25 protein-coding genes and 2 tRNA genes are annotated in these 26,760 nt (G+C 38.3%); 22 read left to right on the forward strand and 5 right to left on the reverse strand.

The window, feature by feature from the left end:
- The 9 genes from tolR to nadA all read left to right on the forward strand — a co-directional run bounded on the left by tolR (position 1) and on the right by nadA (position 7,056).
- Positions 1-453: a protein TolR gene (tolR, locus tag PAND9192_RS01570; protein WP_065166310.1), complete on the forward strand. Its 453-nt coding sequence runs from the start codon at positions 1-3 to the stop codon at positions 451-453.
- 3 nt (positions 454-456) lie between these two features.
- Positions 457-1,566, forward strand: a complete 1,110-nt coding sequence (tolA, locus tag PAND9192_RS01575) for a cell envelope integrity protein TolA (protein ID WP_087852266.1) — start codon at positions 457-459, stop codon at positions 1,564-1,566.
- A gap of 80 nt (positions 1,567-1,646) precedes the next feature.
- Positions 1,647-2,972, forward strand: coding sequence for a Tol-Pal system beta propeller repeat protein TolB (tolB, locus tag PAND9192_RS01580; RefSeq protein ID WP_442439539.1), 1,326 nt, complete (start codon positions 1,647-1,649; stop codon positions 2,970-2,972).
- Positions 2,973-3,038: 66 nt separating this feature from the next.
- The gene (gene pal, locus PAND9192_RS01585) at positions 3,039-3,590 is read left to right on the forward strand and encodes a peptidoglycan-associated lipoprotein Pal (protein ID WP_060996656.1); all 552 of its coding nucleotides are present in this window, start codon (positions 3,039-3,041) and stop codon (positions 3,588-3,590) included.
- Between the two features lie 21 nt (positions 3,591-3,611).
- On the forward strand, positions 3,612-4,340 hold the full coding sequence (gene ybgF / locus PAND9192_RS01590) for a tol-pal system protein YbgF (RefSeq protein ID WP_060996655.1): 729 nt from the start codon (positions 3,612-3,614) through the stop codon (positions 4,338-4,340).
- A 222-nt stretch (positions 4,341-4,562) separates the two neighbouring features.
- Positions 4,563-4,889, forward strand: a complete 327-nt coding sequence (locus tag PAND9192_RS01595; RefSeq protein ID WP_087852267.1) for a hypothetical protein — start codon at positions 4,563-4,565, stop codon at positions 4,887-4,889.
- A gap of 17 nt (positions 4,890-4,906) precedes the next feature.
- Complete coding sequence (locus PAND9192_RS01600) at positions 4,907-5,218, forward strand: hypothetical protein (RefSeq protein ID WP_087852268.1); 312 nt, start codon at positions 4,907-4,909, stop codon at positions 5,216-5,218.
- A gap of 18 nt (positions 5,219-5,236) precedes the next feature.
- Positions 5,237-5,614 carry a hypothetical protein gene (locus tag PAND9192_RS01605; protein WP_087852269.1) on the forward strand — a complete coding sequence of 126 codons (378 nt, stop codon included), beginning with the start codon at positions 5,237-5,239 and terminating at the stop codon, positions 5,612-5,614.
- Positions 5,615-5,994: 380 nt separating this feature from the next.
- Entirely contained in the window at positions 5,995-7,056 is a 1,062-nt protein-coding gene (gene nadA / locus PAND9192_RS01610; protein WP_087852270.1) for a quinolinate synthase NadA, read from the forward strand.
- Positions 7,057-7,161: 105 nt separating this feature from the next.
- Here the strand turns inward: nadA and PAND9192_RS01615 are convergent, their stop codons facing one another.
- Positions 7,162-7,737, reverse strand: coding sequence for a UPF0149 family protein (locus PAND9192_RS01615; protein WP_087852271.1), 576 nt, complete (start codon positions 7,735-7,737; stop codon positions 7,162-7,164).
- A 301-nt stretch (positions 7,738-8,038) separates the two neighbouring features.
- On the opposite strand from PAND9192_RS01615, the gene PAND9192_RS01620 reads away from it, so the two are divergent.
- From PAND9192_RS01620 to PAND9192_RS01650, 7 genes are all read left to right on the forward strand, one after another.
- A complete protein-coding gene (locus PAND9192_RS01620; protein ID WP_234998886.1) occupies positions 8,039-9,682 on the forward strand; it encodes a LytS/YhcK type 5TM receptor domain-containing protein in 1,644 nt (547 codons plus the stop codon).
- 13 nt (positions 9,683-9,695) lie between these two features.
- Positions 9,696-10,418: a LytR/AlgR family response regulator transcription factor gene (locus tag PAND9192_RS01625; RefSeq protein WP_087852272.1), complete on the forward strand. Its 723-nt coding sequence runs from the start codon at positions 9,696-9,698 to the stop codon at positions 10,416-10,418.
- Positions 10,419-10,609: 191 nt separating this feature from the next.
- On the forward strand, positions 10,610-11,809 hold the full coding sequence (locus PAND9192_RS01630; protein WP_087852273.1) for an OFA family MFS transporter: 1,200 nt from the start codon (positions 10,610-10,612) through the stop codon (positions 11,807-11,809).
- Positions 11,810-12,123: 314 nt separating this feature from the next.
- A complete protein-coding gene (locus tag PAND9192_RS01635; protein WP_087852274.1) occupies positions 12,124-12,579 on the forward strand; it encodes an L-alanine exporter AlaE in 456 nt (151 codons plus the stop codon).
- Between the two features lie 214 nt (positions 12,580-12,793).
- Positions 12,794-12,881, forward strand: a tRNA-Ser gene (locus PAND9192_RS01640).
- Positions 12,882-12,905: 24 nt separating this feature from the next.
- A tRNA-Ser gene (locus PAND9192_RS01645) sits at positions 12,906-12,996 on the forward strand.
- Positions 12,997-13,362: 366 nt separating this feature from the next.
- The gene (locus tag PAND9192_RS01650) at positions 13,363-14,637 is read left to right on the forward strand and encodes a DEAD/DEAH box helicase (RefSeq protein ID WP_087852275.1); all 1,275 of its coding nucleotides are present in this window, start codon (positions 13,363-13,365) and stop codon (positions 14,635-14,637) included.
- A 109-nt stretch (positions 14,638-14,746) separates the two neighbouring features.
- Here PAND9192_RS01650 and PAND9192_RS01655 read toward each other — a convergent pair whose 3' ends face one another.
- Positions 14,747-17,134, reverse strand: a complete 2,388-nt coding sequence (locus PAND9192_RS01655) for a GH92 family glycosyl hydrolase (RefSeq protein WP_087852877.1) — start codon at positions 17,132-17,134, stop codon at positions 14,747-14,749.
- A 461-nt stretch (positions 17,135-17,595) separates the two neighbouring features.
- On the opposite strand from PAND9192_RS01655, the gene yiaY reads away from it, so the two are divergent.
- Positions 17,596-18,744: an L-threonine dehydrogenase gene (gene yiaY / locus PAND9192_RS01660; RefSeq protein ID WP_060996646.1), complete on the forward strand. Its 1,149-nt coding sequence runs from the start codon at positions 17,596-17,598 to the stop codon at positions 18,742-18,744.
- A 74-nt stretch (positions 18,745-18,818) separates the two neighbouring features.
- Here the strand turns inward: yiaY and cls are convergent, their stop codons facing one another.
- Positions 18,819-20,279: a cardiolipin synthase gene (cls, locus tag PAND9192_RS01665; protein ID WP_087852276.1), complete on the reverse strand. Its 1,461-nt coding sequence runs from the start codon at positions 20,277-20,279 to the stop codon at positions 18,819-18,821.
- A gap of 300 nt (positions 20,280-20,579) precedes the next feature.
- On the opposite strand from cls, the gene PAND9192_RS01670 reads away from it, so the two are divergent.
- The 4 genes from PAND9192_RS01670 to sbmA all read left to right on the forward strand — a co-directional run bounded on the left by PAND9192_RS01670 (position 20,580) and on the right by sbmA (position 23,933).
- Positions 20,580-21,266 (forward strand): TIGR01621 family pseudouridine synthase, encoded by a 687-nt coding sequence (locus PAND9192_RS01670; RefSeq protein ID WP_087852277.1) that lies wholly within the window; start codon positions 20,580-20,582, stop codon positions 21,264-21,266.
- Positions 21,267-21,406: 140 nt separating this feature from the next.
- A complete protein-coding gene (locus PAND9192_RS20505; protein ID WP_144018072.1) occupies positions 21,407-21,616 on the forward strand; it encodes a hypothetical protein in 210 nt (69 codons plus the stop codon).
- An 85-nt stretch (positions 21,617-21,701) separates the two neighbouring features.
- The gene (locus PAND9192_RS01675; protein ID WP_087852278.1) at positions 21,702-22,643 is read left to right on the forward strand and encodes a class I SAM-dependent methyltransferase; all 942 of its coding nucleotides are present in this window, start codon (positions 21,702-21,704) and stop codon (positions 22,641-22,643) included.
- Between the two features lie 288 nt (positions 22,644-22,931).
- The gene (gene sbmA, locus PAND9192_RS01680) at positions 22,932-23,933 is read left to right on the forward strand and encodes a peptide antibiotic transporter SbmA (protein ID WP_087852279.1); all 1,002 of its coding nucleotides are present in this window, start codon (positions 22,932-22,934) and stop codon (positions 23,931-23,933) included.
- 91 nt (positions 23,934-24,024) lie between these two features.
- Here the strand turns inward: sbmA and gspS2 are convergent, their stop codons facing one another.
- Together gspS2 and PAND9192_RS01690 are read right to left on the reverse strand one after the other, a co-directional pair.
- On the reverse strand, positions 24,025-24,426 hold the full coding sequence (gspS2, locus tag PAND9192_RS01685) for a type II secretion system pilot lipoprotein GspS-beta (RefSeq protein WP_087852280.1): 402 nt from the start codon (positions 24,424-24,426) through the stop codon (positions 24,025-24,027).
- A 19-nt stretch (positions 24,427-24,445) separates the two neighbouring features.
- A complete protein-coding gene (locus PAND9192_RS01690; RefSeq protein ID WP_060996640.1) occupies positions 24,446-24,745 on the reverse strand; it encodes a YciI family protein in 300 nt (99 codons plus the stop codon).
- Between the two features lie 585 nt (positions 24,746-25,330).
- On the opposite strand from PAND9192_RS01690, the gene PAND9192_RS01695 reads away from it, so the two are divergent.
- Positions 25,331-26,740 (forward strand): endonuclease/exonuclease/phosphatase family protein, encoded by a 1,410-nt coding sequence (locus tag PAND9192_RS01695; protein ID WP_087852281.1) that lies wholly within the window; start codon positions 25,331-25,333, stop codon positions 26,738-26,740.
- Positions 26,741-26,760 lie beyond the last annotated feature (20 nt).

The raw sequence follows: 26,760 nt of genomic DNA on the forward strand, positions 1-26,760 counted from the left end.
ATGGCTTATCAACCGAAGAAACGCAAAATGACGGCTGAAATTAATGTCGTCCCTTATATTGACGTTATGCTGGTATTACTGATTATTTTTATGGTGACTGCTCCGTTTGTAAACCAAGGGGTAGATGTCGATTTGCCTAAAACTCAAACGGCTGAAACCGTCGCACAATTGAATAAAGATAGCGATACTCCACCAATTATTGTCGAAGTAGATAAAGATGGCAACTTAGGGGTGAGTATTGATAATGCTGATATGGTACATGGGTTAAGCCTTGATGAGCTTATTGGTCGAGTCAAAGCTGAACTTGCGAGTGATCCAAAAACCTTAGTTATGGTTGGTGGAGATGGACGCACACCTTACGCGAATATTGTCGAAACCTTAGATGCACTGAGTCATGCTGGAGTGGGATCTGTTGGTTTGATGACAGATCCGCTAGATAAGCCTGGAAATTAAGGCATGAAGAAAAGTAATTATTCGAAGTCTGTCATTATATCGGTGTCGATTCACGCGTTATTTATTGGGTTGTTATTATGGGGTGCTGATTTTACCTTTGATCACAAACAATCGGTTGGAAATACTATTCAAGCAACGATGGTTGATCCTGCGATGTTAAATCAACAAGCTCAGCAAATTCGTCAGCAACGCCAAGCAGCTAAAGATGCTGAACAAGCACGTCAAGATCGCCTTGAACAACAAACTGCAGCGCTTGAAAAACAACGTAAAGCAGAAGCAGAGCGATTACGACAATTACAAGCTGATAAATTAAATGCGGAAAAAGCAGCCCGTGAAGCTGAAAAACAACGTCAATTGCAGCAACAACAAGCAGCAGAAGCTAAGGTAAAAGCAGAAGCCAAAGCCAAAGCACAAGCAAAGGCACAAGCAGAAGCAAAGGCTAAAGCTGAAGCAAAGGCTAAAGCTGAAGCAAAGGCTAAAGCTGAAGCAAAGGCTAAAGCTGAAGCAAAGGCTAAAGCAGAAGCTCAGGCACAAGCTAAGGCTAAAGCAGAAGCAAAGGCTAAAGCAGAAGCAAAGGCACAAGCAGAAGCAAAGGCCAAAGCAGAAGCTAAGGCACAAGCAGAAGCCAAGGCTAAAGCAGAAGCCAAGGCTAAAGCAGAAGCTAAGGCTAAAGCACAAGCTAAGGCTAAAGCACAAGCTAAGGCTAAAGCAGAAGCTAAGGCTAAAGCAGAAGCCAAGGCTAAAGCAGAAGCTCAAGCCAAACAAGATGCAGCGCTAAATGATATGTTTTCGGGCTTAGAAGCTGAGAATGAACAACGTGGCGGCGCTAAAGGTAAACATATTGCTGATGAAGTTGCCCGTTATGGCACGATATACAAGCAAATGATTCAACAAAATTTATTAGTTGATCAAAGCTTTAAAGGACAAAAATGTCAGTTAACACTACGTTTATCTGCTAATGGTTTAGTGCTGAATGTATCGCAACTAGCAGGAAATGACACGCTTTGCCGAGCCGCTAAATCAGCAGTGCTGCAAGTAAGTGAATTTCCGATGCCAGACAATCCTGATGTGGTTAAGCAATTACGGGTTATTAACTTAACCGTTAGTCCATAGATTGTTGGTTGAATGTGTAAAATACTGATTTAATTTTTTGCCGTAACAGTAGTTACGGCTTTCGTAACTATAAGGAGCGATTGATGAAACGTTGGATGATAGGTGTATTTTTTGCCTTACTAAGCGTTAGCCAATTTGCACATGCTGCACTTGATTTAGTCATCACTGATGGTGTTGACTCCGCCCGTCCTATAGGAATAGTGCCTTTTGAGTGGCAAGGTCAAAATAAATTACCTACCGATATTTCAGCAGTCATAGCGTCTGATTTACAACGTAGCGGTAAATTTAGTCCAATAGCAAATAATAAGTTACCACAACGTCCTTATAATGAGAGCCAAATTAATTATAGTGCGTGGACTAAATTAGGGGTTGATGCTGTTGTAACTGGCAGTATTACGCAAGATAAAGATGGCAATTATGTTATTGATTATCAATTGGTAGACGTTGTTAAAGGTAAGTTGAATAGTGATTCTCAAGGTACTGCAAGTGATTACTTACTGTTAAATAATCGTGCTGTAGTTAAGCCAAATCGTATGCGTCAGTACGCCCATAGAATCTCCGATATGATTTACCAAAAATTAACCGGAGAGCGTGGTGCATTTTTAACCCGTATTGCTTATGTTGATGATAATCAAGGTTCTCAATTCCCATACCAGCTACGTGTTGCTGATTATGACGGTTATAATGAACGTGTTGTTTTAAAATCAAAGCAACCGCTAATGTCACCTGCTTGGTCTCCTGATGGCAGCAAGTTAGCTTATGTTAGTTTTGAAAATGGTAAGGCTGAAATTTTCATTCTGAACATATATAAAGGTACCCGTGAACTTGTAGCGAATTATCCTCGTCATAATGGTTCTCCGCAATTTTCACCGGATGGTACAAAGTTAGCGATGGTATTATCAAAAACGGGTAGTTTACAGATCTATATTAAAGATCTACGTACGAAAGAACTTCGTCAAGTGACTCATGGTCGTGCTAATAATACTGAAGAAGTTTGGACGCCTGATGGAAAATCAATGTATTTCACTTCAGATCGTGGTGGTCGTCCACAAATATACCATCTTGATTTAGCCACTGGTGATACGCAACGTGTAACATGGCAAGGTAGTCAAAATATGGGGGCTCAAATTACCCCAGATGGCCGTTTTTTAGTGATGGTAAATCGTTCAGATAGTGGCTATAACATCGCTAAACAAGATATAAAAAGCGGTGCGGTTCAGATTTTAACTAAAGCAAAACTGGCTGAATCACCAAGTATTGCGCCTAACGGTAGCATGATTATTTATAGCTCAGCACAAAAGAATGGCTATGAATTGTCTTTGGTATCTATTGATGGTCGATTCCAGGCTCGTTTACCGTCAACAAGTAAGCGTGTTCGTGCACCTGCTTGGGGTCCATTCCTATAATTGAATTATAGAATAATAACATACTCAAATAGTGAGTATTACTGAATGATAAAGGATGAAAAATAGATGCAACTTAACCGAATTTTAAAAGGCTTAGCAATTGCGTTACCAATGATGACATTGGCTGCGTGTAGTTCAACAGATAGTACCGGTAGCTCGGCGGGATCTCAAAATCAAAATGGTGGTATTGGTGGCGCAGGCGCTGGTCAAACAACGATCTCTACACCTGTTGATCAAAGTGGTGCAATGACCGAGCAGCAATTGCATGAACAGCAAATGCAAAAGCTACGTCAACAACAACAAACAGTATTCTTTAAATTTGATAATTCTGAAATTCAACCTGAATATCAAAAAATGCTAGAAGCACATGCAGAATACTTACGTAACAATCCTAATGTTAAGGTTGTCGTTCAAGGCCATGCTGATGAGCGTGGTACGCCTGAATATAACATTGCCCTTGGTGAACGTCGTGCAACAGCGGTATCTCAGTATTTACAAGCATTAGGTGTACCTGCTAACCAAATGTCTATCGTAAGTTACGGTGAAGAGAAACCACTTCTATTTGGACATACTGATGCGGACTACGCGAAAAATCGTCGCGCAGTGATTGTATACTAATTAAAATGTAGGTTGATAATTATGAACAGTAACAAAATAATGCGTCAATTTGCATTAGTGTTGCTGGTTGGTGCGGCGACCCAAGTGGTCGCCGCTCCTGCTTCAGCAGCTAATTTACAAACGTTAGAACGGATGCTTGAAGCACAAGGGCAAGCGCAATTGCAGGTTCAACGTCAATTAGATCAAATGTCGGCTGATCTTGATAATATTCGTGGCAAAGTAGAACGTAATAGCTACGATATTAAGCAAATGAAAGAACGTCAGCGTCAGTTATATAACGATGTGGATCAATTAAGCCGTCAGCCAGTAAAAGCCGCTCCTGCTGTGAAAGAAGTTACTAAAGCGCCGACAGAAGCATACTCTAAAAATATGAGTGAGAATGATGCTTATCAAAACGCTGTTAATTTGATTTTGAAAAAGAAAGATTATCAAGGAGCAACGAAAGCTTTCCAGTCTTTCTTAACCACTTATCCTAACTCGGTTTATAAACCTAATGCGAGCTATTGGTTAGGACAACTTCATTTTGCGCAAAATGATTTAGCACAAGCAGCACAGAATTTTGGTGTTGTTGCAAGCATTAAGGATTCAAGTAAGCGTGCTGATGCTTTATTAAAACTAGGTGTTATTGCTGAGCGTGGTAATGATACTGTTAAAGCAATGTCTTACTATGCTGAAGTTGTTAAAGATTATCCTAACTCAACGAGTGCCAAACAAGCGCAGTCTGCGTTAGCTAATCTATCGAAGCACTAAGGTTATTATTGCTTAAGAAAAAAACCTGCGATTATGCAGGTTTTTTTTATGTTATGTATTTTTGCATTGTTAATTGAATCTTATTGATTCACTCGACACATTTATTAATAATTAACCATTGTGTGTGTGAATTATTTTTTTGATATGATGCGTTTTTGTTAGTTAAGGTTGGTAATATTACAATTTTATTTAACCTTAATACTATGGATAGTTGGAGTTATTGTGCTTAATAAAAAAAACATATTATGGTATTCGTTCATTTCTGTGTCGGGATGGTTATTTGCTGCTTATTTAATGTTTATGCATTTGGATAGTGATCGTGATTTTATTAACGATAAAATCACAGTTAATGCTTACAATATTGTGTCTCAATCTCTACAAGATAAAAAATCCGATCAAGAAATTATCGAACAAATACAGTTTTGGTTTAAAAATGGTTGGACTGCTCAAACTGGATCTGTCACTACTATTTGTAATAATGATCGCAAAAAATTCAAACAAATATTATCAGACTCCGCAATAGTGACCATTTGTCGTTTGCATATATAGCAATGGGAATTATTAATATGAATAAATTAATGTCTGCATTATTGCTTTTATTAGCATTCTCGGGCTGGATCACTAGTGCTATTTTTATCTATCAATCAAAAAATAATGATAATTATGTAGTCAAGATGCTTGGTGAAAATGCATTTAATATTATTGAACAATCATTAAGTAAGAGTCACTCTGAAGCTGAGGTTCTTACTCAAATTCAACAATGGAAAAATAATGGTTGGACTGCACAAACGGGGTCTATTGCAACCTTATGTCAATATGATAGACAACGATTTAAACAATGGGTAACAGCTAAAAATTTAGAGCAAATATGTGAATAAATTCAGTAGGGTTGTAAGATGAATATATTGATGTTCTTTTTAACTATTTTTTTTAGTGCTGTGAGTGTTGGTGCTTATATTTATCTATTGACGCTAATGTTAAAAAGAGAGCAAAAACTCCATTTTGATGAACAAACGAAAACTCTTTTTTGCGACGGTAAGAAGGTTATCTCAGTCCGTGATGGTAGTGGTAACTATCGATTCATAAAATATATATTTCAACACCCAGATAGAGTCATCTCAGTAACTGAACTTGAGACGTATGTTTTTTTTGGCCAAAATATAAATATTGTTAAAGTCTTGAGTAATACCCATTTACCCAAAGAGATCATCAATACCTTTTTTGCTGTTAATAAAGATAGTTTAATCTTTAAAAATAAAGCCTTTCTCAAATGAGAAAGGCTTTCGGCTTAAATTATAATTATTTACCGTAAAGACTAGTTTCGATGAAAGTTATAGACATCCATCAATGTCTCACCTCTTCTACAGGTAGTTAAATCTATGCTTTAAAAGCGATAAAGTATTATTTAATAAAAAGAGTCTTAAAACTGTGATTTAAATCACTAAATTTTTTTCTGAGATATTCTCAGAGAATGCCCAAAATAAAAATCAAATAAATTCACTTTTATATAGACGGTAAGAGTATTTGTTATGCTTAATTAGGATATGTTGTGATTTGTTAGTATTAGGTGCTGATTTGTTTGTTAAAGGTGAATTTTTGAAATTCATGGGTATAATAACCAAATATGTAAGGAATGCTGACGAGCAAATGAATAATGAATATTGCATTTGATCCATCGGAAATGATCTACCCATTTCCGCCTAAACCTGCTGTCTTATCGGATAATGAAAAGCAAGTTTATATTACTCAAATTAAGCAACAGCTACAGGATAACAATGCTGTATTAATCGCTCACTATTACACCGATCCTGAAATTCAGGCTCTCGCGGAAGCGACTGGCGGATTTGTTGGTGATTCACTTGAAATGGCAAGGTTTGGTAATCAACACTCTGCAACAACATTGATTGTGTGTGGCGTACGATTTATGGGAGAGTCGGCTAAAATATTAACGCCTGAAAAAAAGGTGTTAATGCCGACATTAGAAGCAGAATGCTCACTTGATCTGGGATGTCCAGAAGACGCATTTACGGCATTTTGCGATCAGCATCCTGATCATACCGTGGTTGTTTATGCTAATACTTCAGCAGCAGTAAAAGCACGTGCAGATTGGGTGGTAACATCAAGTATTGCATTAGAGATTATTGATCATCTTGACAGTGAAGGTCGCAAAATCATTTGGGGGCCAGATCGCCACCTTGGTGGTTATATTCAAAAGCAGACTGGTGCTGAGATGTTATTGTGGCAAGGTGAATGTATTGTGCATGATGAGTTTTCAGCACAAGCATTAAAACAAATGAAACATCTTCACTCTGATGCCGCTATTTTAGTTCACCCTGAATCACCTGCAAGCGTGGTTGCTTTGGCTGATGCTGTTGGTTCTACAAGTCAATTAATTAAAGCAGCAACGACGTTACCTCAACAAAAATTAATTGTGGCAACTGACAAAGGCATTTTCTTTAAAATGCAACAAATGGTGCCAGATAAAGAATTAATTGAAGCACCAACAGCAGGAGCGGGTGCGACTTGTCGCAGTTGTGCACATTGCCCGTGGATGGCAATGAATGGGTTAAAAGCGATTTATACAGCTTTAGTGGAAGGTGGCGAGCAGCATGAGATTTTTGTTGATGAAGCGGTGCGCGTGAAATCACTTATTCCACTAAATCGAATGTTGGATTTTGCTGCAGAATTACAATTAAAAGTTAAAGGTAATGCGTAAGTAACTCATCATTTACTAAAACAAAAGGCGAGGCGATCTGATACTTATTGTAGTTTACAGAATCGATTCGCCTTTTTTATTTTTACTGCTGCTGTAACTCAATAATTATTGAGCAGCAACAAGCTGTGCACCACGTTGAGTTAAGCCACATAGCATAACCGGAATCGCATTAAAGATTTCTTCAAACTGTGCTAAAGCATCTGCATTTTGTTCTTTAAGTGCTTCTAGCGCAGTTTCAGGATCAAACAATAAGCTAAAAGAAAGTAACACTCCACCGAGTAGTGCATTATCTTCACTTTCTGGTGGCATAATAGTTTCCCAATCATCACGTGCTAACTGCCAACCCTGAAGCATGCCTTCGCAGAAGTTGCTAGTCGCTTCGGTTACAATTTGGCTATCGTCTAACGCACAGCCTTCAGGCCACTGCCATGTACTTTCAAATAAAGCCGCGCGTGCTTCATTCCAGATCTCAATAATTGCTTTAGCATAAGTTTCTAAATCATCATGATTAGCAAAAGGTGATGTTTCTTCGCCACCCCACATAAATGCTAACCACTCTGTTGGATCAATAAGATGTGGCGCTGCTGCCATTGCAGTAACAAAACCGCGAGTTTGTGATTCTGGTAGCAATTGATCTGCTAGTTGAGAGTTTTGTAAAATAGTACTTAGTTGTGAAGGCATAAAACAATCTCAGCTTAATTATGGTTAAGTGTTCAGATGCATTAACTATACATGCACAACTGAACTTTATACCACTATTGTAACAGTCTCTCGGTAACAACCTAGTAATAGGCTGATATATTTGCAATCTTGTGTCAAAAAAGATCAATAAAGTAGGCTTGTTAGAATTAAATTGTTTATTTTTGATTTTAATTAAAACATCCCCCTGTCACTACTAACATAATTCTAGTGTAACTGATGTCTTTAAGTACAAAAACACGATCAAAAGCCGCACAATTCTACTTTATATTAAGGTTAAGCAATGTATAGCGAACAATTAATGATGTTATTAGCCGTATTTGAACGCGCAGCCTTGATGCTAATGACCTTGTTTTTATTAACGCGTACTCAACTGTTTCAATCTATCGTTAAGAAAACCCATCGACGACCTGCTGAAACTGCCATGATTTCAGCATTATTTATATTATTTGCAGTATTTAGTACTTATACCGGTTTAAATGTAGATGGTTCGCTGGTTAACGTTCGTATTATAGCTGTGCTATCTGGTGGCATTATTTTTGGTCCGTGGATTGGTATTCCAGCTGGCATTATTGCAGGTATTCACCGTTATTTAATTGATGTTGATGGACCTACATCGGTTGCTTGTTTAATAACGAGTATTTTTGCTGGATTATTAGCAACATGGATCCATTGTAAGTGCACTAAAAAAAGTTACGCCCAATTAGGTATTTTAGCGGGAATATGCTGCGAAATACTGACAATGATCTTAATCGTGATGTTATCTGATAATAAAGCCCAGGCTTATAATATTGTTTCACATATTAGTTTTCCGATGATTGTTGGCACCTTATCTATCGGCTTAATCATTAAATTAGTGCAAGATCTTGATGAGGAAAAAGATCTTATAGCGGCACAACAAGCTAAATTAGCACTTGATATTGCAAATAAAACATTGCCTTACTTTCGAATTAATAATCGTCATGCATTGCAAAAAGTTTGTAGTATTATTCGATTTTATACCGAAGCTGATGCGGTAGCGATAACTAACACCCAAGATGTACGTGCTTATGTTGGTCGTGGTGAAGAACAATTTTTAGATGCTCACCATAAAATCAGCCAAATGACCCGTCAAGCAGTAGAAACGGGTGAACAGATCATTAGTAATAATCTCAATGTGTATAATTTTCATTCATTGCTCATTATTCCATTATGGGAAAATGGCGAGGTTAGTGGCACCCTGAAAATATTTTATTGTCAGCCCGATCATATTCGAATCTCATTGCGTGAAATGGCTATCGGGTTATCACAAATTATATCGACTCAAATGGAAGTATCGCGGATTGAGCAGCTAAAGCAAATGGCCTCAAAAGCTGAATTTTCAGCATTACAAAGTAAAATAAATCCGCATTTTTTATTTAATGCACTTAATGCTATTTCTACTTTAATTCGTATTCGCCCTGATGACGCGCGGCAGTTAATTGCAAATTTAGCCGATTTCTTACGTTATAATTTAGAACACGATGTAGAGTTAATTGATATTCAAGAAGAAATTCAACAAGTACGTGATTATGTTGCCATTGAGCAAGCGCGTTTTGGACCTAAACTTGAGGTCGAGTTTGACATTGATGATGTCCATCCTCGTGTGCCATGTTTATTGATTCAGCCTTTGGTTGAAAATGCGATTTTACATGGTATTCAACCCTCACGTGTGAACGGTAAGGTATTAATTTCTGTTAAAAAAGCTACGGATAATGTTGTAATTACAATTACCGATACAGGCGTGGGCATCAATCAACATACGATTGATAAATTATATCAAGGCAAAATAGACTCTCATCATATTGGGCTTAATAATGTCCATCAACGATTATTATTATTGTTTGGTGATGGTTTGCATATTCGGCGTTTAAAGCAAGGAACGACCATGCAATTTTTTGTAAAATAACAGGACTTGTACCATGAGACTCAACGCTTTGATTGTAGAAGACGAGTATTTAGCGCGCGAAGAATTAACCTATTTAATTGAAAAAAATAGCACAATTAATATTGTCGCTGCGTTTGATGACGGGTTAGATGCGTTTAAGTTTTTGCAATCTAACCAGGTTGATATTGTATTTTTAGATATTAATATTCCCTCAATCGATGGTATGTTGTTAGCACGTAATATTGCTCAGTTTTTACATAAGCCAAAAATTGTATTTACGACTGCATATAAAGAATACGCTGTCGATGCATTTGAATTAGAAGCTGTGGACTATCTATTAAAGCCGCTTAATGAGCAGCGAGTCATCGGGTTATTAACTAAACTACAGCAGCATGTTCAACCGCAACAACCGACAGCCAATATACGCAACAATACCATTAATCTACTTCATAACAATCGTATTCATGTTACTGCAATCAGTGATATTTGTTGTGCAATTGCCAATGAAAAAGTCACCGATGTTTATACAGTGGAAGGGCGTTTTGTGGCACAAATGACGATGAGTGAATTAATGTTGCGCTTACCTAGTAGCGACTTTTTTCGTTGTCATCGTTCCTACTGTATTAATATCAATGATGTTAAAGAGATCATTCCATGGGTTAATAGTACCTATATGATAAAGCTTGCCCATCTTGAGCAGCATATCCCTGTCAGTCGAAGTAACTTAAAAGCGTTTCGTTGTTTAATGAAGTTGTAGAAAGCAGTGATATGATTAGCGGCTAAATGCATTTCATGCCGCTATATTGCATTCTATTCCTCATATACTACCGCTGATTTTATTGTTTTCTTATCCTCTTGTTATATGTGGTTATTACCGTATTTTGATGAGCAGCAGCAAGGTGATTCATCGCATTACCTTGAATATTTTCATCGTAAGAGGGCATAACCATGACCAACCAACTTAGCCATCGTAGTCGTTATTGGACCTTACTCGGCACCATCATTACTCAGTTTGCTTTAGGTTCTGTTTATACTTGGAGTTTATTTAATGCTCAGCTGGCGGGTAAGTTATCAGAGCCTGTGAGTCGTGTTGCTTTTTCTTTTGGAATAATGAGCTTAGCCCTCGCTGTTGCATCATCAATGGCCGGTAAAATGCAAGAACGGTTTGGGGTTAGGAAGGTGACTCTAGGTGCTGGCATTTTATTGGGTGCAAGTTTAGTACTAACTGCGCATGCCACTAATATTTGGTTGTTATATATTTTTGCTGGTTTGTTAATTGGCTTTGCGGATGGTACTGGCTATTTAATGACGTTGTCTAACTGCGTTAAATTTTTTCCTGAGCGTAAAGGTGTCATTTCAGCCTGTGCGATAGGTGCTTATGGTCTAGGTAGTTTAGGGTTTAAATTTATTAATATGTACTTCCTTGAGCATAATGGCCTCGAGAGTACGTTTGATTACTGGGGCATCATTGCAATGGTTATGGTTGTTATCGGTGGCTTAATGATGAAAGATGCGCCTAAACAACGTGTCTCTGCCACAGAATCTGCTGCTGATGTGCGTGATTTCAGCCTTTCACAATCAATGAAATGCCCACAGTTTTGGATGTTAGCATTGGTATTCTTAACCGTTTGTATGAGTGGTTTATATGTTATTGGTGTTGCCAAAGATATCGGTCAAGGATACGTACACTTATCACTAGATGTTGCCGCCGCAGGGGTTGCGATTATAGCTGTAGCTAACTTAGGTGGGCGTTTAGTACTTGGGGTTTTATCAGATAAGATCGTTCGAACTAAAGTTATAGCGATAGCATTAGTCGTCTGTTTAGTGGGTGTATGTGCGTTATTATTTGCCCATCAAAGTATGCTCAGCTTTTATATTGCTGTTGCCTGTATTGCCTTTAGTTTTGGTGGCACAATCACGGTATTCCCTTCATTAGTCAGTGATTTCTTTGGCTTAAACAACCTAACTAAAAATTACGGTATTATTTATTTAGGATTTGGTATCGGTAGTTTCATTGGTTCAATTGTTGCTTCTATCTTTGGTGGTTTTATTGCGACATTTTACTTAATGTTTGGATTGTTAATTGTTTCATTGATTATTGCCTTAACCATTAAATTGCCTCAATTACCACGTTCTTCGTTGGTCTAATAATTCGTTAAATACATACAAATAACTAATCCGAATTTAGGTTATAAATTCGGATTTTTATTGGTCGGTATTTTGTTATATCAAAGAAATTAACAGTGACAATTAAAGTGTTTAATCGTTATTGCTTATCCAGATAAAAAAACTATATTTAATTAAAATAGCAGCTATTAACTCGAAACCAGCATCAAATACAGAACCTTATTTTACAAAAAAGCTGTTCTAATTCGCACATAAACTGCATGGTGTTAATTAGATAGTTTTAAGTAACGATTACTGTGTTCATATTGGTTGATTTTGCTAGGGTGGGTGAGTGAATGTCTGTTGTTAAAGTGCCATTTAAAGTTAGAAATGCTGCTGCAGATATATTTGCAATGGTGGTATTTAGCTTTATTACTGGAATGATGATTGAGGTTTTTATTTCAGGCATGTCTTTTGAGCAGTCATTAGCATCGCGTACATTGTCTATTCCTATTAATATCGCAATCGCGTGGCCTTATGGCATGTTTCGCGATTATGTTATTGGCTGCGGTCACAAGTTATCTTCTACGCGATGGATGAAAGGGCTGTCAGATATGGTGGCATACGTGGTGTTCCAGTCGCCGATTTATGCTTGTATTCTGTTTGCTGTTGGTGCTAATAAAGAACAAGTTATTGCGGCAGTAATGAGTAACATCTTAGTTTCAGGGGCGTTAGGTGTGGTTTATGGGCAGTTTCTTGAGTTATGTCGCAGAATGTTCCGTGTTACAGCAACAGCTCAACCCATTATTTAACTGTCATTGGCATTATTGAATGTAACAAAAGGCATCCGGTGGGTGCTTTTTTTTGTGGTTAAAATATCAAAACCTATAAAAGTGGTATAAGAACAGTGCAAATTGCAGTATAAGTCAGCAAATGGGAAAAAGACCTATAAAAACCCTTGACCCAGATCTCATAAATCAATATATTACACGCCGTCGACAAGCAAAGCGTTGTTGACAACAATGTGGTGAGGTGTCCGAGTGGCTGAAGGAGCACGCCTGGAAAGTGTGTATACGGCAACGTATCGAGGGTTCGAATCCCTCCCTCACCGCCATATCTCTTTAAGAGATATAAAATTGGAGAGATGGCTGAGTGGTTGAAAGCACCGGTCTTGAAAACCGGCATACGTTTATAGCGTATCTAGGGTTCAAATCCCTATCTCTCCGCCACATTCAAGAAAGCCGCTAACGAAAGTTAGCGGCTTTTTTACATCTGCATAAACCCACCTTCGTCATTCCCTACAGTGAGGTTACGAACGAGATAGGGAATCTACTACCAGCGCGTTGTAGCATTACTATTTACGTTGATGTTTTAGTGTCTTTTTATCGGTATCTTTAAATGTTCAAGAGTGTAGTGAATAGAGCACCGATAACGCATGCTTCGGTTTCGGAATGACAGGCAATAACTCACCAGCTATAGCTCGATAAACTCTCTACCAAGATAGCAATTAACGCCATAACCGAATATCACTAACTGATTAGAGGCTAAATAAGCTAAAATGACAGTAATTATTTTAGCTTTGAGCCTGTATATTAATGACCACGACAACAACACCTGCCAACTTTGCTGAACTTGGCCTTATTTCACCTTTGTTAGCACGATTAACTGAGTTGGAATATCAACAACCAACGCCGATTCAAGCACAAGCTATTCCAAGTGTACTCGCTGGACGCGATCTGATTGCGGGCGCAAATACAGGTTCAGGTAAAACAGCAACATTTGCTTTACCGCTATTACAACAATTGCACCAAGCTAAAGCTAACGAGACTAAAAACGCTAAGGGTAACTATGTGACTGGTCTTGTTTTAGTACCAACTCGTGAGTTAGCAAAGCAAGTTGCAGATAGCATTAAATCTTATGCGACCCATTTTAATGGTGCGATTAAAACCGTTGCCGTATTTGGTGGTGTTTCTGTTAATACTCAAATGTTGGCGCTACGTGGTGGTACTGATATTTTAGTGGCAACACCTGGCCGTTTATTGGATTTGATTTCAAGCAATGCGATTAAACTTGATCGAGTTAAAACCTTAGTGCTTGATGAAGCAGATCGTATGTTAAGCCTTGGCTTTACTGAAGAATTGTCTGCGTTGTTAGCGTTATTACCTAATAACAAGCAAACATTACTATTCTCAGCGACGTTCCCTGAACAAGTTAAGATGTTAACTCAAGCATTACTTAACGATCCGGTTGAACTGCAATTACAAAGTGTTGATGCAAGCACACTTGTACAACGTGTTTTCAGCGTCAATAAAGGTGAGAAAACTGCAGTTTTAGCCCATTTGATTAAACAGCATCAATGGCGTCAGGCGCTTATCTTTGTGAATGCAAAAAATAGTTGTGAGCACTTAGCAGATAAACTATCAAAGCGTGGCATTATTGCGGAAGTGTTCCACGGCGATCGTGGTCAAGGTGCGCGTACTCGAGTATTAGAAGCGTTTAAAGCTGGTGAGATTGATGTATTGATTGCAACGGATATTGCTGCGCGTGGTCTTGATATTGAAAAACTACCGGTAGTGATTAACTTTGATTTACCGCGTAGCCCAGCAGATTACATGCATCGTATCGGTCGTAGTGGTCGTGCGGGTGAGGTTGGTTTAGCGTTATCATTAATTGATTATGAAGATAGCCATCACTTTAAAGTTATTGAAAAGAAAAACAAAGTTCGTCTTGAGCGTGAACAAGTTGAAGGTTTTGAAGTTGATGAATCACAAGCTTTGTTAGCGGCAGCAAAGCCAATGGCAAAACCTGAAGGAACTGGTAAAAAGAAACGTAAAAATAAACCAGCACCTGTTGATGATTTTTGGTCATAAGATAGGTTTTTATACTGGTCACTTTTTTGAACAGTACATAAACTAAAAAATCCCTCGTTAGCAATAGCGAGGGATTTTTTATGGTACTAACAATATTTCAGCGGCTCACTTAGTTAAGTCGCGCAGCCATTGCTTGTGATTTATCAGCTGTCATGACAAAGTGTAATGTTCCCCCCGCTTTGATTTCATTGTGCTCAAAGCTATTAAAGACATTTAAAGGTTTACCGTTAATCAATACCGATTTCACATACTTATTATCACTGCTGTTATTTTCTGCTGTGATAGTGAAATTGCCTGTTGGTAGCTTGATTGTTACCTCATCAAAAATAGGGCGACCAATAGTGTAGGTTGGATCTGTTGGTGTCACTTGGTAGAAACCCATTGCTGACATAATGTACCATGCTGACATTTGACCAACATCTTCATTACCAATGATGCCATCAGGAGTTGGCTTATAGAATTGTTTGTAAACCTTATCGAGGTATTCTTGGGTTTTCCATGATTCATTAGTACGGTTATATAGATAAATCACGTGGTGTGATGGCTCGTTACCATGAATATATTGTCCAATAAAACCTGTCATATCTTGATGGTTTTCGCCGCCATTGGCATCAGCAGTAAATAAGTCATTGAGCTTAGTATTGAACCCTTCAGTACCACCCATCACTTCGGTTAGTTTGTCGAGATCTTGCATGAACGTCCATTGCCACTGCCATGCATTGCCTTCGGTATACCAATAAGCATCAGAGCTATATGGGTCAAAGGCATCAGAAGTAAATTCCTTATCACAGCTATCAAGTTTCACTGGTACAAAGAAACCAGCTTCTTGATCCCAATGATTTAGTGACCAATAGGCGCGATCATTAAATTCATTATAAGCAGCGTCATCACCTGCTACTTTGGCCATTTGTGCAATGGTCCAGTCATAGTATGAAAACTCTAGTGCATAAGAAACAGAGTTCCAGTTAGGTAAACCAACGCACTTGTCGCGTTCGTAATAACTTAACTGACCCGCCATCACCGCTTGTAGTGTGTGGTCTGGAATTTGAGGGAAATCATACGGGCGGTAATAAGCTGATTTTTTTGCCGCTTCTAAAGCATCTTGTGGATCAACATCCAAGCCTTTAATCACGGCATCGCCAATAATAGCAGTAGCAGGGTAGCCAATCATAGTGCCGGTTTCTTCACCATAGCCTTCCCATTTCGGCAGTAATCCCGTCTCTTGAGATTTACGGATCAAATCATTGGCTAAGTCAGTCGCATGCTGTGGGTTAGTGATGGTTAGCAGCGGATGAACAGCGCGAAAAGTATCCCAAGTTGAATAAACCGAATAGTTTTTATAGCCATCTGCTTGGCGAACACCACCTAGCAAATCACGGTAACGGCCATCGACGTCCTGATATTCAACTGGCGCGATCATGGCGTGATACATCGCAGTGTAGAAGTTAGTTCTCTCTGCCTCAGAACCGCCTTTTACTTCAACGCTAGCAAGCTCTTGCGCCCATGCAAGTTCAGCCTTGGCTTTAACATTCGCAAAATTGTAAGTTGGCGTTTCTGCTTCTAAGTTCTGTTGTGCGCCTTCCCAATCTACCGGTGATAGCGCCACTCGCATTTCAATTGGTTGATCGCCTTTGCCAAAATCAAGATAAGTGATTTGTTCTTTATTTGGACTATTGATTGAGCCGTAAACTGCCCCCATCTTCATTTCCATTGCTTCACCGCCATCACGCGCGATTAACGCATGGGCAATCGGTTGATTAAATTGCGCGTAGAAGAAAATATCTTGGCCTTGGAACCAACCCGTAGAAACACGGCGGCCACGAATGGTGTATTCATCAACTAATTCAACTCGGTTCTGTAAAGATTTACCATTGTTGGCGGCTAGTGTATGGGCAAGGTCGAGTTTGATTTTACGATCAGCCCCTTTCTCATAGGTATAACGATGGACACCGACGCGGGTTGTGGTGGTTAATTCCGCTTTAATATTGCCATTGTTAAGTACCACAGAGTAGTAACCCGGTGTTGCTATTTCAGTTGCTTTATCAAAGGCATTATTTTCACTATTAGCGATATTTGAATACGGTAATACCAAAATATCGCCGAGATCTGTCGCGCCTGTACCTGATAGGTGAGTATGGGAGAAACCATAAATGTTTAAGTCTGTTGCTAATACATCGCCAGCAACATAGTCACTCGCATCCCAATAACCAGAGGCTGAATGCCATGGATTTTGACCTGCTTCAGAATCTGCATTAGTGCCTTTAAAGGTGTCTGGACTTAATTGCACCATACCGCGAGGAACAACAGCTCCTGGGAACGTGTGTCCAGAGGCAGCAGTACCAATCATGGGATCAATATATTTTAAAACACTCATATCAATAATAGGTGTTGTAGGTAAGGTGACTTCAGGTTGAGTTTGATTATTGTTATCGCTGTTACAACCGAATAAACCTAATGACAATACCAGTGAAATAGCAATTGGAGTCAATTTAAACATCATAGTGTTCCACCTAATAAATATAGAGTGCAGGAATATTCACATCGGCCAAGATGTGAATATTTTCAAGCGCTAAGAGTAATAATGCGCTGCGTTAGCCGCATAGTAGGGGGGAATAGCGGTTGCCGTAAGATGATAAAGCGACCATTTACTGGACTTTTGTACCGATTAAATTGAAACGTGATACTGCTTCATGCTGTTTTTAGCCCCAATTATGTTTCCTCAATGAATGTTATTGTTTCTTGATGGGCATAATGTATGTGTGTGTTTTGCGATCTGCTTCATAGTATTGCAGATAAGTTACAGTGTTTTTTCAATATTTGTTTTAGATCAAATCGATGTTAGAACCAAAGGCGTAAAAATACCTAAGACGTATTTTTGGCTGAGTGTCATTACTTAAATTAGCTTTATAGAATAAGGCATATTTGATAATGAATATTTGAAAGATAAGGTAAGTTATTATGAGTAGTGCATTTTACATTCCAACCGTTAACTTTATGGGTGCGGGTTGTTTAACTGCTGCGGCTGATGCAATTAAAGCACACGGCTTTAAGAAAGCATTAATTGTCACTGATAAAGTATTAAACGAAATCGGTGTGGTGACACAAGTTGCGGTGTTATTAACTGAGCGTGATATTGATTCTGTTGTTTATGATGGTACTCAACCGAACCCTACCATTACTAACGTAGATCAAGGTCTAACATTACTCAAAGATAACGGTTGTGACTTTGTTATTTCATTGGGTGGCGGTTCTCCGCATGATTGCGCAAAAGGTATTGCTCTTTTGGCGGCTAACGGCGGTCAGATTGGTGATTATGAAGGTGTTGACCGTTCTGCAAAAGCGCAGTTACCTGTGGTTGCGATTAATACCACAGCGGGTACTGCATCTGAAATGACTCGCTTCTGTATTATTACTGATGAAACCCGTCATATTAAAATGGCGATTGTAGATAAGAACACTACGCCATTAATGTCAGTTAATGATCCTCAATTAATGTTAGCAAAACCGGCTTCATTAACTGCGGCAACGGGTATGGATGCGTTAACTCACGCAATTGAAGCTTATGTATCAATTGCAGCAACGCCAATAACTGATGCAGTTGCAATTAAAGCGATTGAATTAATTGAAGCGAACCTACGCACAGCAGTTAAAGAAGGTCAAAATCTTCATGCTCGTGAGCAAATGGCTTATGCGCAATTTATGGCGGGTATGGCATTTAATAATGCTTCATTAGGTTATGTGCATGCAATGGCACACCAACTTGGTGGTTTTTATAATCTGCCTCATGGTGTGTGTAACGCAGTATTATTACCACATGTTCAACGTTATAACGCCCAAGTATGTCCTGAGCGTCTACGTGATGTAGCGGCGGCAATGGGGGTTAATGTTGATGCAATGACACCGCAACAAGGTGCAGCAGCTGCTATTGATGCAATCATGGCATTATCTAAAGATGTTGGTATTCCTGCTGGTTTAAAAGAGCTAAATGTAAAAGCTGAAGATATTGCGTTGTTAGCTGATAATGCTCTAAAAGATGCGTGTGGTTTCACTAACCCTAAACAAGCAACGCATGAAGAGATTTCACAAATCTTTATGGCTGCAATGTAATCGTTGATATTAACTAGATAATATTAGCTATATAAATCCATAAAAAACGCCTCATGATTGAGGCGTTTTTGTATTTATAGTAGTGGGCTAAACATATAGAAGAAGCGTTCGCCAAACTTATTCCGGACAGAACGTTTTTCCCATTGTTCTTTATCTACAGGCTCGGAGTTAGCGATATAACTTTGCTGTAACTGACTTAGCTTATGAGTGAACTCTAGGTTATCGACTGCCATTGTGACTTCAAAATTAAGCCATAAGCTGCGCATATCAAGGTTAACAGTACCAATTAGACAGTGACTATCATCAATCACTACTGATTTAGTATGTAATAAGCCACCATGAAAACGATGAATATGAACCCCTGATTTTAAAAGATCACTAAAGAAAGAGCGACTGGCCCATTCAACCATGGTTGAATCGTTTTTATCAGGCAATATAATATGTACATCAATATTACGTTCAGCTGCGCCTTTCATTGCATGTAATAAGTGTTCACTTGGCACAAAATAAGGGGTAGTAATAACAATACTTTTCTTTGCTTGGTAAATACTTAATAGCAATACTTGGTGAATAATATCATCGGGCATACCTGGACCTGATGGGATCACTTGTACCGTGTCATAGTGAGGTTCATCTTGTTGTGGCATTTTGCAAGCAGGTAAGGGCGGTAAAAAACGTTGTCCTGTTTCTACTTCCCAGTCCCATGCTTGAATACAATTTAGCACTGAAACCGTAGGCCCACTGATTCTAACCATGACATCGACCCATTGACCGACCCCAGCATCGACCTTAAAGAACGCAGGATCAACCAAGTTCATTGAACCTGTGTAGGCAATATTGTCATCAATAACCACTATTTTGCGGTGTTGGCGTAAATCTAAGCGGCGTAAGAACATACGAAAAGGTGATACTGCGAGTGCCTCTACTAACTCAATACCCGCGCCGCGAATTATCTTTGGCCAATGAGAACGGAAAAAGCGCATGCTGCCTGCAGAGTCGAGTAAAATACGAATTCTAATACCGCGCTTAGCCGCTTGAATCAGAGCGACGCCAACCTCGTCAGCTAGACCGCCAGGGTACCAAATATAGAATTCAAGGTGAATTGAGTGTTGAGCGTTATTAATATCAGTAATAAGCGATCGTAATATTTCATCAGTTGATGATTTTAACGATAGTTGATTACCGACTAATCCTGGTAAGCCAAGACGATTTTCACAAAGATCACTGATCGGTTTTGCAACATCACTCATATTTTGAGGCTGGTGGCCGGGGCAATCAGTGAGACATTGAAACCAACTTGCAAATGGAAAAAACATCTCACGAGCACGTTCTGCGCGTTTTTTACCAAGATTGAGCTCGCCAAAGAGTAGGTAAGCAATTACGCCACCAAATGGGACGATATAGATAATCATCATCCATGCGAGAGAAACGCCCACAGCTCGACGTTTGAAAACCACCCGTACAGTGACAGCGGCAATTAATAGCCAATAGGCGAAAATGCCAATCCACGTTAAGATTTGGTAAAACTGTTCCATTGAATGACTTCATCAATATAAATACACTTTGTATGTATAGTGCATTGAAATTAAAAAAAAACCTAATATTCACTGCCTTTTAATGCTTATGTTGAATAATCAAGGTTATTTTTGAGGGCTTGTTACCGTTTTTAGGGGGTAACAACAGCGTAATCATTGATCTTATAACAATAGCTTTAGTAGCAATAGTTCATTAATTGTTTTGATGATAATGAACAATATAATTCTCAAAGCTGTTCTTTTTTTTAGGGCTGGTTATACTCGCGCCATCTATGTACTGTAAAGGCGTTATTTTCAATTATGTTTGATCTTGTTTACCAGCATTCAGATTTTTTAGTGATTAATAAGCATCCCGGGATCAGCGTTCATAAAGATGATAATGAACAGCCTCTACTTGCTGCCGTTGCTGCACAAACTGGTGATGAAAAGCTTTATTTAATTCATCGACTTGACAAAATGACATCGGGATTATTATTACTTGGGCGCAATAAAACTGCCGCTGCTGCATTATGTGCTAATTTTGCAGAGCGTCGAGTTGAAAAATTCTATGTTGCTATTGGTACTAAAAAACCCAAGAAAAAACAAGGTGTCGTAATTGGTGATATGACCCGCTCGCGCCGCAGTAGTTGGAAATTAGAAACAACCAAACACAATCCAGCAATAACGCAATTTTTCTCTGCGGCTGCTGGAGAAGGCCGGCGGATCTTTTTGTGTAAGCCTTATACTGGTAAAACCCATCAAATTCGTGTTGCTTTACGCAGTGTTGGCTCTGGTATTACTGGTGATGATATTTATGGTAATGAAACCGCTGATCGTGGGTATTTACATGCCTATGGATTACGTTTTCCATACCAAGGTGAGTTACAACAATTTTTATGCTCACCAAGTGTCGGAACATTATGGTCAACACCTGAAGCACAACAAGCCTTCATACAATGGCAACAACCGTGGTCTCAAGCATGGCCTGTTTTAGCCCATAAAAAATAACAGTATGGATTAAATATCTGCAGTTAAGAAGTAACTGCGGATATTATCAGCAACTGATAGCTAAGACAGTGGATGTGGATTTCTTTTTTATAGCGATAAATTATAATGCGCGCAGGGAATGTATTAGTTAGAGGTTTATTATGCGAAGTGCTCATTCACGTACGCTTAAAATGCGAGTTTCTCAGCAAAAACGTCAATCACAGCATCGTCGAAATCGTGCTCAACAACATCTATTATTACCAGAAACAACCCCTCGTCATTTTTCACCCTCATCTACGACATTGAACTTACATTCAACTTGCCTTATTGATTATTCGATTGAGTATGTACTCTGCGCTAAACACCATTAGTTAAAGATTCTATTTTGGCTGTGGTTGGTATTCTGGAGCGCAACGTATAGAATAACCGCCTTAATTGACTACTTTGAATGATGTTATGGAAATTAGTGCTCTACCTACCTTAGAAGCCCATTTATTAACGGCTTTAACGACACCGCCAACAGAAGTCCGTCGTTTATTTCATGGCCGTGGTCGCTGCTGGCTTGGGCTTGAACAAATCACCGTTGATTGGTTGCAAGGGCAAGTGCTGGTTTCCTTATTTAAAGAACCTGATGCTGATTTTATGGCGGCATTAACCGATTTACTGGCAAGGTTAACCCAAACAGATGTCTGGCAAGCGAGTGGTGCCCAGTGTTTATTATTGCAACATCGTGATCGTCAAGGCTCACCGATGGATGTGGTATGGGGACAAAGCTCTGACTATCAAGATGTTATTGAAAGTGGCTTAACTTACAAACTTGATTTAGGCCGCAATCAAAATAACGGTTTATTTTTAGATATGCGTTATGGCCGAGATTGGGTACGTGAGCATGCGGCAGGTAAGCGAGTACTTAATCTGTTTGCTTATACCTGTGGTTTTTCTGTTGCTGCTATTGCTGGTGGTGCAGAATTTGTGGTTAACCTTGATATGGCAAAAGCGGCATTAAGCCGTGGTCGTGATAATCATCATCTCAATGGCCATGATCTAAAGAAAGTGAGTTTTTTAGGCCATGAGCTCTTTAAGTCATGGGGTAAAGTGCGCAAGATGGGGCCTTATGATTTAATCATCATTGATCCACCATCGTTTCAAAAGGGCAGTTTTGCGCTGACGAAAGATTATCAAAAGATTTTGCGCCGTTTACCTGAATTACTCACAGCGGAAGGGGTTGTATTAGCGTGTGTAAATGATCCTTCGCTAACCAGCCAATTTCTTATTGATGGTATGGCAAGTGAAGCTCCTGATATGGTATTTACCCAGCGATTAGATAACCCACCTGAATTTAATGAGATTGAACCAGAAGGTGGTCTGAAAGCGTTAGTATTTGAGCGCCGTAGCTAAGTTTTAGTGTTAAATATCAGTATTAACAATTAGCGTAAAACATTCAATATTATCATCCCTTATCAATTTTATCGCTTGATGTGAGTAAACTGGATAAGGGATTTTTTTGTCTGAAATTTGTAGTAATCTTTTTATTATAATAGCTTATATGAACTTTATTATAGTGATGAGGTTGCGTTTTTATGGTCAGTGACAAATACTAAAATAAGTAGTTAACAATAAAACAAATTGATTAAGTTGTCAGTGCAAGGGCTGCACTCAATATAAATACATTAAGGATGTGTAGTTATGTTTAAATCGTTCTTTCTTGATCGACGCTGGTTTTTATGGTCGATTGTCGGTAGTGGCGTTATCTTATATGTCACTTGGTATAAAGTACAAATTGATGTAGAAGTGAATGAATGGTTTGGCAGCTTTTATGATTTAATTCAAAAGGCATTGGCTAAACCTAATGCAGTTACGTTTGATGAATTTCTTGCTGGCTGTATTGAGTTTTTCAATATTGTATCGGTGTATATCATCATTGCAGTTATTCTCGATTTCTTTGTTCGGCACTATGTTTTTCGCTGGCGTACCGCGATGAATAACTATTATATGAAGCATTGGGATAAAATTAGTCATATTGAAGGGGCATCACAACGAGTACAAGAAGATACGATGCGTTTTGCGCGTATTGTTGAAAGTTTAGGTGTGAGTTTTATGCGCTCGTTAATGACCTTATTCGCTTTTTTACCTATTTTATGGGTATTAAGTGAAAATATAACGGAGCTACCTTGGATTGGTGCAGTTGATCGATCTTTAGTATATTTAGCAATTATTTCGGCGTTATTTGGCACGGTATTATTAGCTATTGTTGGTGTACGTTTACCTGGATTAGAATTTAAAAATCAAAAGGTTGAGGCTGCTTACCGAAAAGAGTTAGTTTTTGGTGAGGATAATTCACAACGTGCAGAGCCTGAAACCGTTAAAGAACTGTTTTTTAATGTTCGAAAAAACTACTTTAACTTATATCGTCATTATTTATATTTTGATATCGCAAAATGGTCGTATATTCAATATACCGTGATTGTGCCTTATATTGCGCTTGGTCCTGCGATTGTTTCTGGTGCATTAACACTGGGTGTTTTACAACAGATATTAAGAGCGTTTGGTAAAGTCGAAGAATCATTTCAATTTCTGGTACATTCATGGAGCACAATCGTAGAGCTAATGTCTATCTATAAAAGATTACGTGCCTTTGAAGTACAGATTAATGATGCGATCAATGTTGAAAGCGTACCAGCAGATTAATCTATGAAGAAAATATAAAAAGCCCTAACCAAAATATGTAACGCGATAAAGTTACGCCAGCGGTAGGGCTTTTTATATTGTAGCGTGTTAATTATTTCAGAGAATCGCAATATTGTTCTGAAATAGATTGCGAAACTAGCTGACGGCCACTGATATCACGGATAGTGATTAAATAATCCACACCATGTTTAAACAACGGTATTAACTCTGGATTTTGGCAGTAATTAGTACTGGCTGTTTTTATGGCTGTTGTTGGCGTTATACGGCCATTTCCACCATAAATAATATTAATTTTTACGGTATTCTTACTCGCGTAGGCTTGAGTAATTTGGTATGCATCAATTTTAGGGTAGGGCGCTTTACTATCAATAGCAGCAGCTCTTGATTGAGCGAGTGATTCAGCCACCATTTGCTGGTCATGTGAAGCACAGCCACCAAGGATAAACAAGCCGACTGCAGCAACGAGCCACTTTTTTGTGTTAGTTAGGTTCACTAGTTGATCCTGAATATATTTAAGGTAAGACTTTTTTAAACGGCTTAACGATCACATTAGCATACACGCCAGCATCAATATAAGGATCTGCATTGGCCCATTGTTGAGCTTGTTCTAATGAGTCAAACTTAGCAATGACCGTTGAGCCTGTAAAACCGGCATCACCCGGATTTTCATCATCAATAGCAGGCATTGGGCCAGCAACTAATAAACGCTCTTGTTGTTGAAGTTCTTTTAATCGTGCTAAATGTTGCTCACGTACACTCATACGACGTTCTAAGCTATTTTCAACATCTTGAGAAAAAATCACATACCACATAGTCGGCATTCCCTATTTTGTTATGGTTTACAGCACGAATAATATTTCGTACTGATTTAGCATGTCACCATACTAACCAAATATTTATGGCTAACAAGTATTTATGATTATTAAATATGATAATTATTATTGGATTGAAATTTATAGCCATATGTGTGCATTAGGTTGCATTTGGTGTGTAACTAAAGCTATATTATGAATGTATAGTTAGAAGAAGAATGTGTAATGAAATGTTTTTTAGCTAAATATTTAGAGTGCTGATTATTGTAATATAAATTTTGAATTAAGATCACACAATTGAAGTTATTAATATTTCTTTGTTTTTAAAGGAATAGCCATTACGGGAATATCGACCCTCTTTGTTATTCTCAATTGGTTTTGTCGTTTTAATTAAGAGACTAAATAGCGATAGTAGTATGTCTGTATGACGAAAATAATAAATCATTTGTAGTCATTTTAATCGTCAATTAAATCTACAATATATTCTATATTAGTCACATTTTCTTGTAACAAATATGATTTAAAGAACGTTAAAATATATTAGTAATATTGTATTTATCAAAATAATTTAACGTTAAATTTAGAATGAATAAAACATTATTAGCAACATTATTAGCAGCATCTTTTATCGTAACTGGTTGTAATGATAACCAAAATTCAATTCAACCAAAGCCTGTTTCTGAAGTTAAATTTGCTCAATTTAACGCAGCACTTGCGGTAGATAATGACCCAACAGAAACCTATCAACGTTGGGTTGAATACATGACCATTCCTGTAGCAAAACAAAATGAGTTAATTGCAGCATGGAAAAATGATACAGCCAATGAAGCTGAACATTTACTGGCTGAGCGTATTATTCAGATTCGTAATATTGCAGCTATTATTCAAAAGAATCGACCTGATGTTTTATTGCTAAATGAATTTAATAATAATGGTACGGTTGATGACGTACGTTCATTAAATGGTTTCCAGCAAAACTATTTGGCAGTCAGTCAGAGCTTGAATAGTGTTGATGGTGGCAATATGCAACAACCTATTGTCTATCCTTATGTTGAGAACTATGCAACGAATACTGGATTACCGACAGGATTAGATTTAGATAATAACACTAAAACCAATGATGCTAATGATGCTCAAGGGTTTGGTTTCTATCATGGTCACTACGCATTTGCATTATTGTCGAAGTTTGAAATAGATACAGCTAATACACGTACGTTCCAGAAATTTAAGCGTAAAGATTTACCTAATGCCGTTAATCCAATTATTGAAATATGTGAAGATTCTAAAAAGCCGATTCCTGAAGGAATGGTATGTGGTCAAAAATGGTTTAGTGATGAAGAGTGGGAAGTATTACGATTGTCTTCAAAAAATCATGTTGATGCACCGATCATTATTCCAACTCCAAGTGGTAATAAAACAATTAACGTATTGTTAGCGCACCCAACACCTTCTGGTTTTGATACCGTTACCTACAACAATCGTTATCGCAATAGTGATGAAAACGCATTTTGGAATTATTACATTAATGGTGAGTCATCACTATATGATGATAATGGTACCAAAGGTGGTTTTAATGGCGAACACTTTGTTGTGATGGGAGATTTGAATGCAGATAATGTAATTGGTACTCAAGTTAATGCGCCATATAACGGTATCATTAAGTTACTTGCTAATGAAAAAGTTAATCAAGCAGTTGCCCAAGTGGGGCAACCATTTACACCACAAAGCAGTGGTGGTCTTGAATCTAAAAATCCAGCCAATGATTGGAACCCTGTCCATCCTAATCCAGAAATTCGTACTAGTGTGTTTGGTTCTCGTGCTGATTATGCGGTGCCATCAGCAAGTTTGACTGTTTTGGATACAGGAATTTACTGGCCAGCGATAGGTGAAGAAGGACGATTATTATTTAACGACAACCGTATTGGTATAAATGGAGATAGTAAAGAAGTCTCTTCTGATCACCGTTTTGTATGGTCAACAGTAAGCGTTAAGTAATAAAAAAGCACCGAAAGGTG

It is taken from the genome of Photobacterium andalusiense, assembly GCF_900185625.1.
GTDB lineage: Bacteria > Pseudomonadota > Gammaproteobacteria > Enterobacterales > Vibrionaceae > Photobacterium > Photobacterium aquimaris.

Coding starts and splice junctions, on each gene's coding strand:
- tolR (WP_065166310.1), top strand. CDS start 1: ATGGCTTATCAACCGAAGAAACGCAAAATGACGGCTGAAATTAATGTC.
- tolA (WP_087852266.1), top strand. CDS start 457: ATGAAGAAAAGTAATTATTCGAAGTCTGTCATTATATCGGTGTCGATT.
- pal (WP_060996656.1), top strand. CDS start 3,039: ATGCAACTTAACCGAATTTTAAAAGGCTTAGCAATTGCGTTACCAATG.
- ybgF (WP_060996655.1), top strand. CDS start 3,612: ATGAACAGTAACAAAATAATGCGTCAATTTGCATTAGTGTTGCTGGTT.
- PAND9192_RS01600 (WP_087852268.1), top strand. CDS start 4,907: ATGAATAAATTAATGTCTGCATTATTGCTTTTATTAGCATTCTCGGGC.
- PAND9192_RS01605 (WP_087852269.1), top strand. CDS start 5,237: ATGAATATATTGATGTTCTTTTTAACTATTTTTTTTAGTGCTGTGAGT.
- nadA (WP_087852270.1), top strand. CDS start 5,995: ATGAATATTGCATTTGATCCATCGGAAATGATCTACCCATTTCCGCCT.
- PAND9192_RS01615 (WP_087852271.1), bottom strand. CDS start 7,737: ATGCCTTCACAACTAAGTACTATTTTACAAAACTCTCAACTAGCAGAT.
- PAND9192_RS01620 (WP_234998886.1), top strand. CDS start 8,039: ATGTATAGCGAACAATTAATGATGTTATTAGCCGTATTTGAACGCGCA.
- PAND9192_RS01625 (WP_087852272.1), top strand. CDS start 9,696: ATGAGACTCAACGCTTTGATTGTAGAAGACGAGTATTTAGCGCGCGAA.
- PAND9192_RS01630 (WP_087852273.1), top strand. CDS start 10,610: ATGACCAACCAACTTAGCCATCGTAGTCGTTATTGGACCTTACTCGGC.
- PAND9192_RS01635 (WP_087852274.1), top strand. CDS start 12,124: ATGTCTGTTGTTAAAGTGCCATTTAAAGTTAGAAATGCTGCTGCAGAT.
- PAND9192_RS01650 (WP_087852275.1), top strand. CDS start 13,363: ATGACCACGACAACAACACCTGCCAACTTTGCTGAACTTGGCCTTATT.
- PAND9192_RS01655 (WP_087852877.1), bottom strand. CDS start 17,134: ATGTTTAAATTGACTCCAATTGCTATTTCACTGGTATTGTCATTAGGT.
- yiaY (WP_060996646.1), top strand. CDS start 17,596: ATGAGTAGTGCATTTTACATTCCAACCGTTAACTTTATGGGTGCGGGT.
- cls (WP_087852276.1), bottom strand. CDS start 20,279: ATGGAACAGTTTTACCAAATCTTAACGTGGATTGGCATTTTCGCCTAT.
- PAND9192_RS01670 (WP_087852277.1), top strand. CDS start 20,580: ATGTTTGATCTTGTTTACCAGCATTCAGATTTTTTAGTGATTAATAAG.
- PAND9192_RS20505 (WP_144018072.1), top strand. CDS start 21,407: ATGCGAAGTGCTCATTCACGTACGCTTAAAATGCGAGTTTCTCAGCAA.
- PAND9192_RS01675 (WP_087852278.1), top strand. CDS start 21,702: ATGGAAATTAGTGCTCTACCTACCTTAGAAGCCCATTTATTAACGGCT.
- sbmA (WP_087852279.1), top strand. CDS start 22,932: ATGTTTAAATCGTTCTTTCTTGATCGACGCTGGTTTTTATGGTCGATT.
- PAND9192_RS01690 (WP_060996640.1), bottom strand. CDS start 24,745: ATGTGGTATGTGATTTTTTCTCAAGATGTTGAAAATAGCTTAGAACGT.
- PAND9192_RS01695 (WP_087852281.1), top strand. CDS start 25,331: ATGAATAAAACATTATTAGCAACATTATTAGCAGCATCTTTTATCGTA.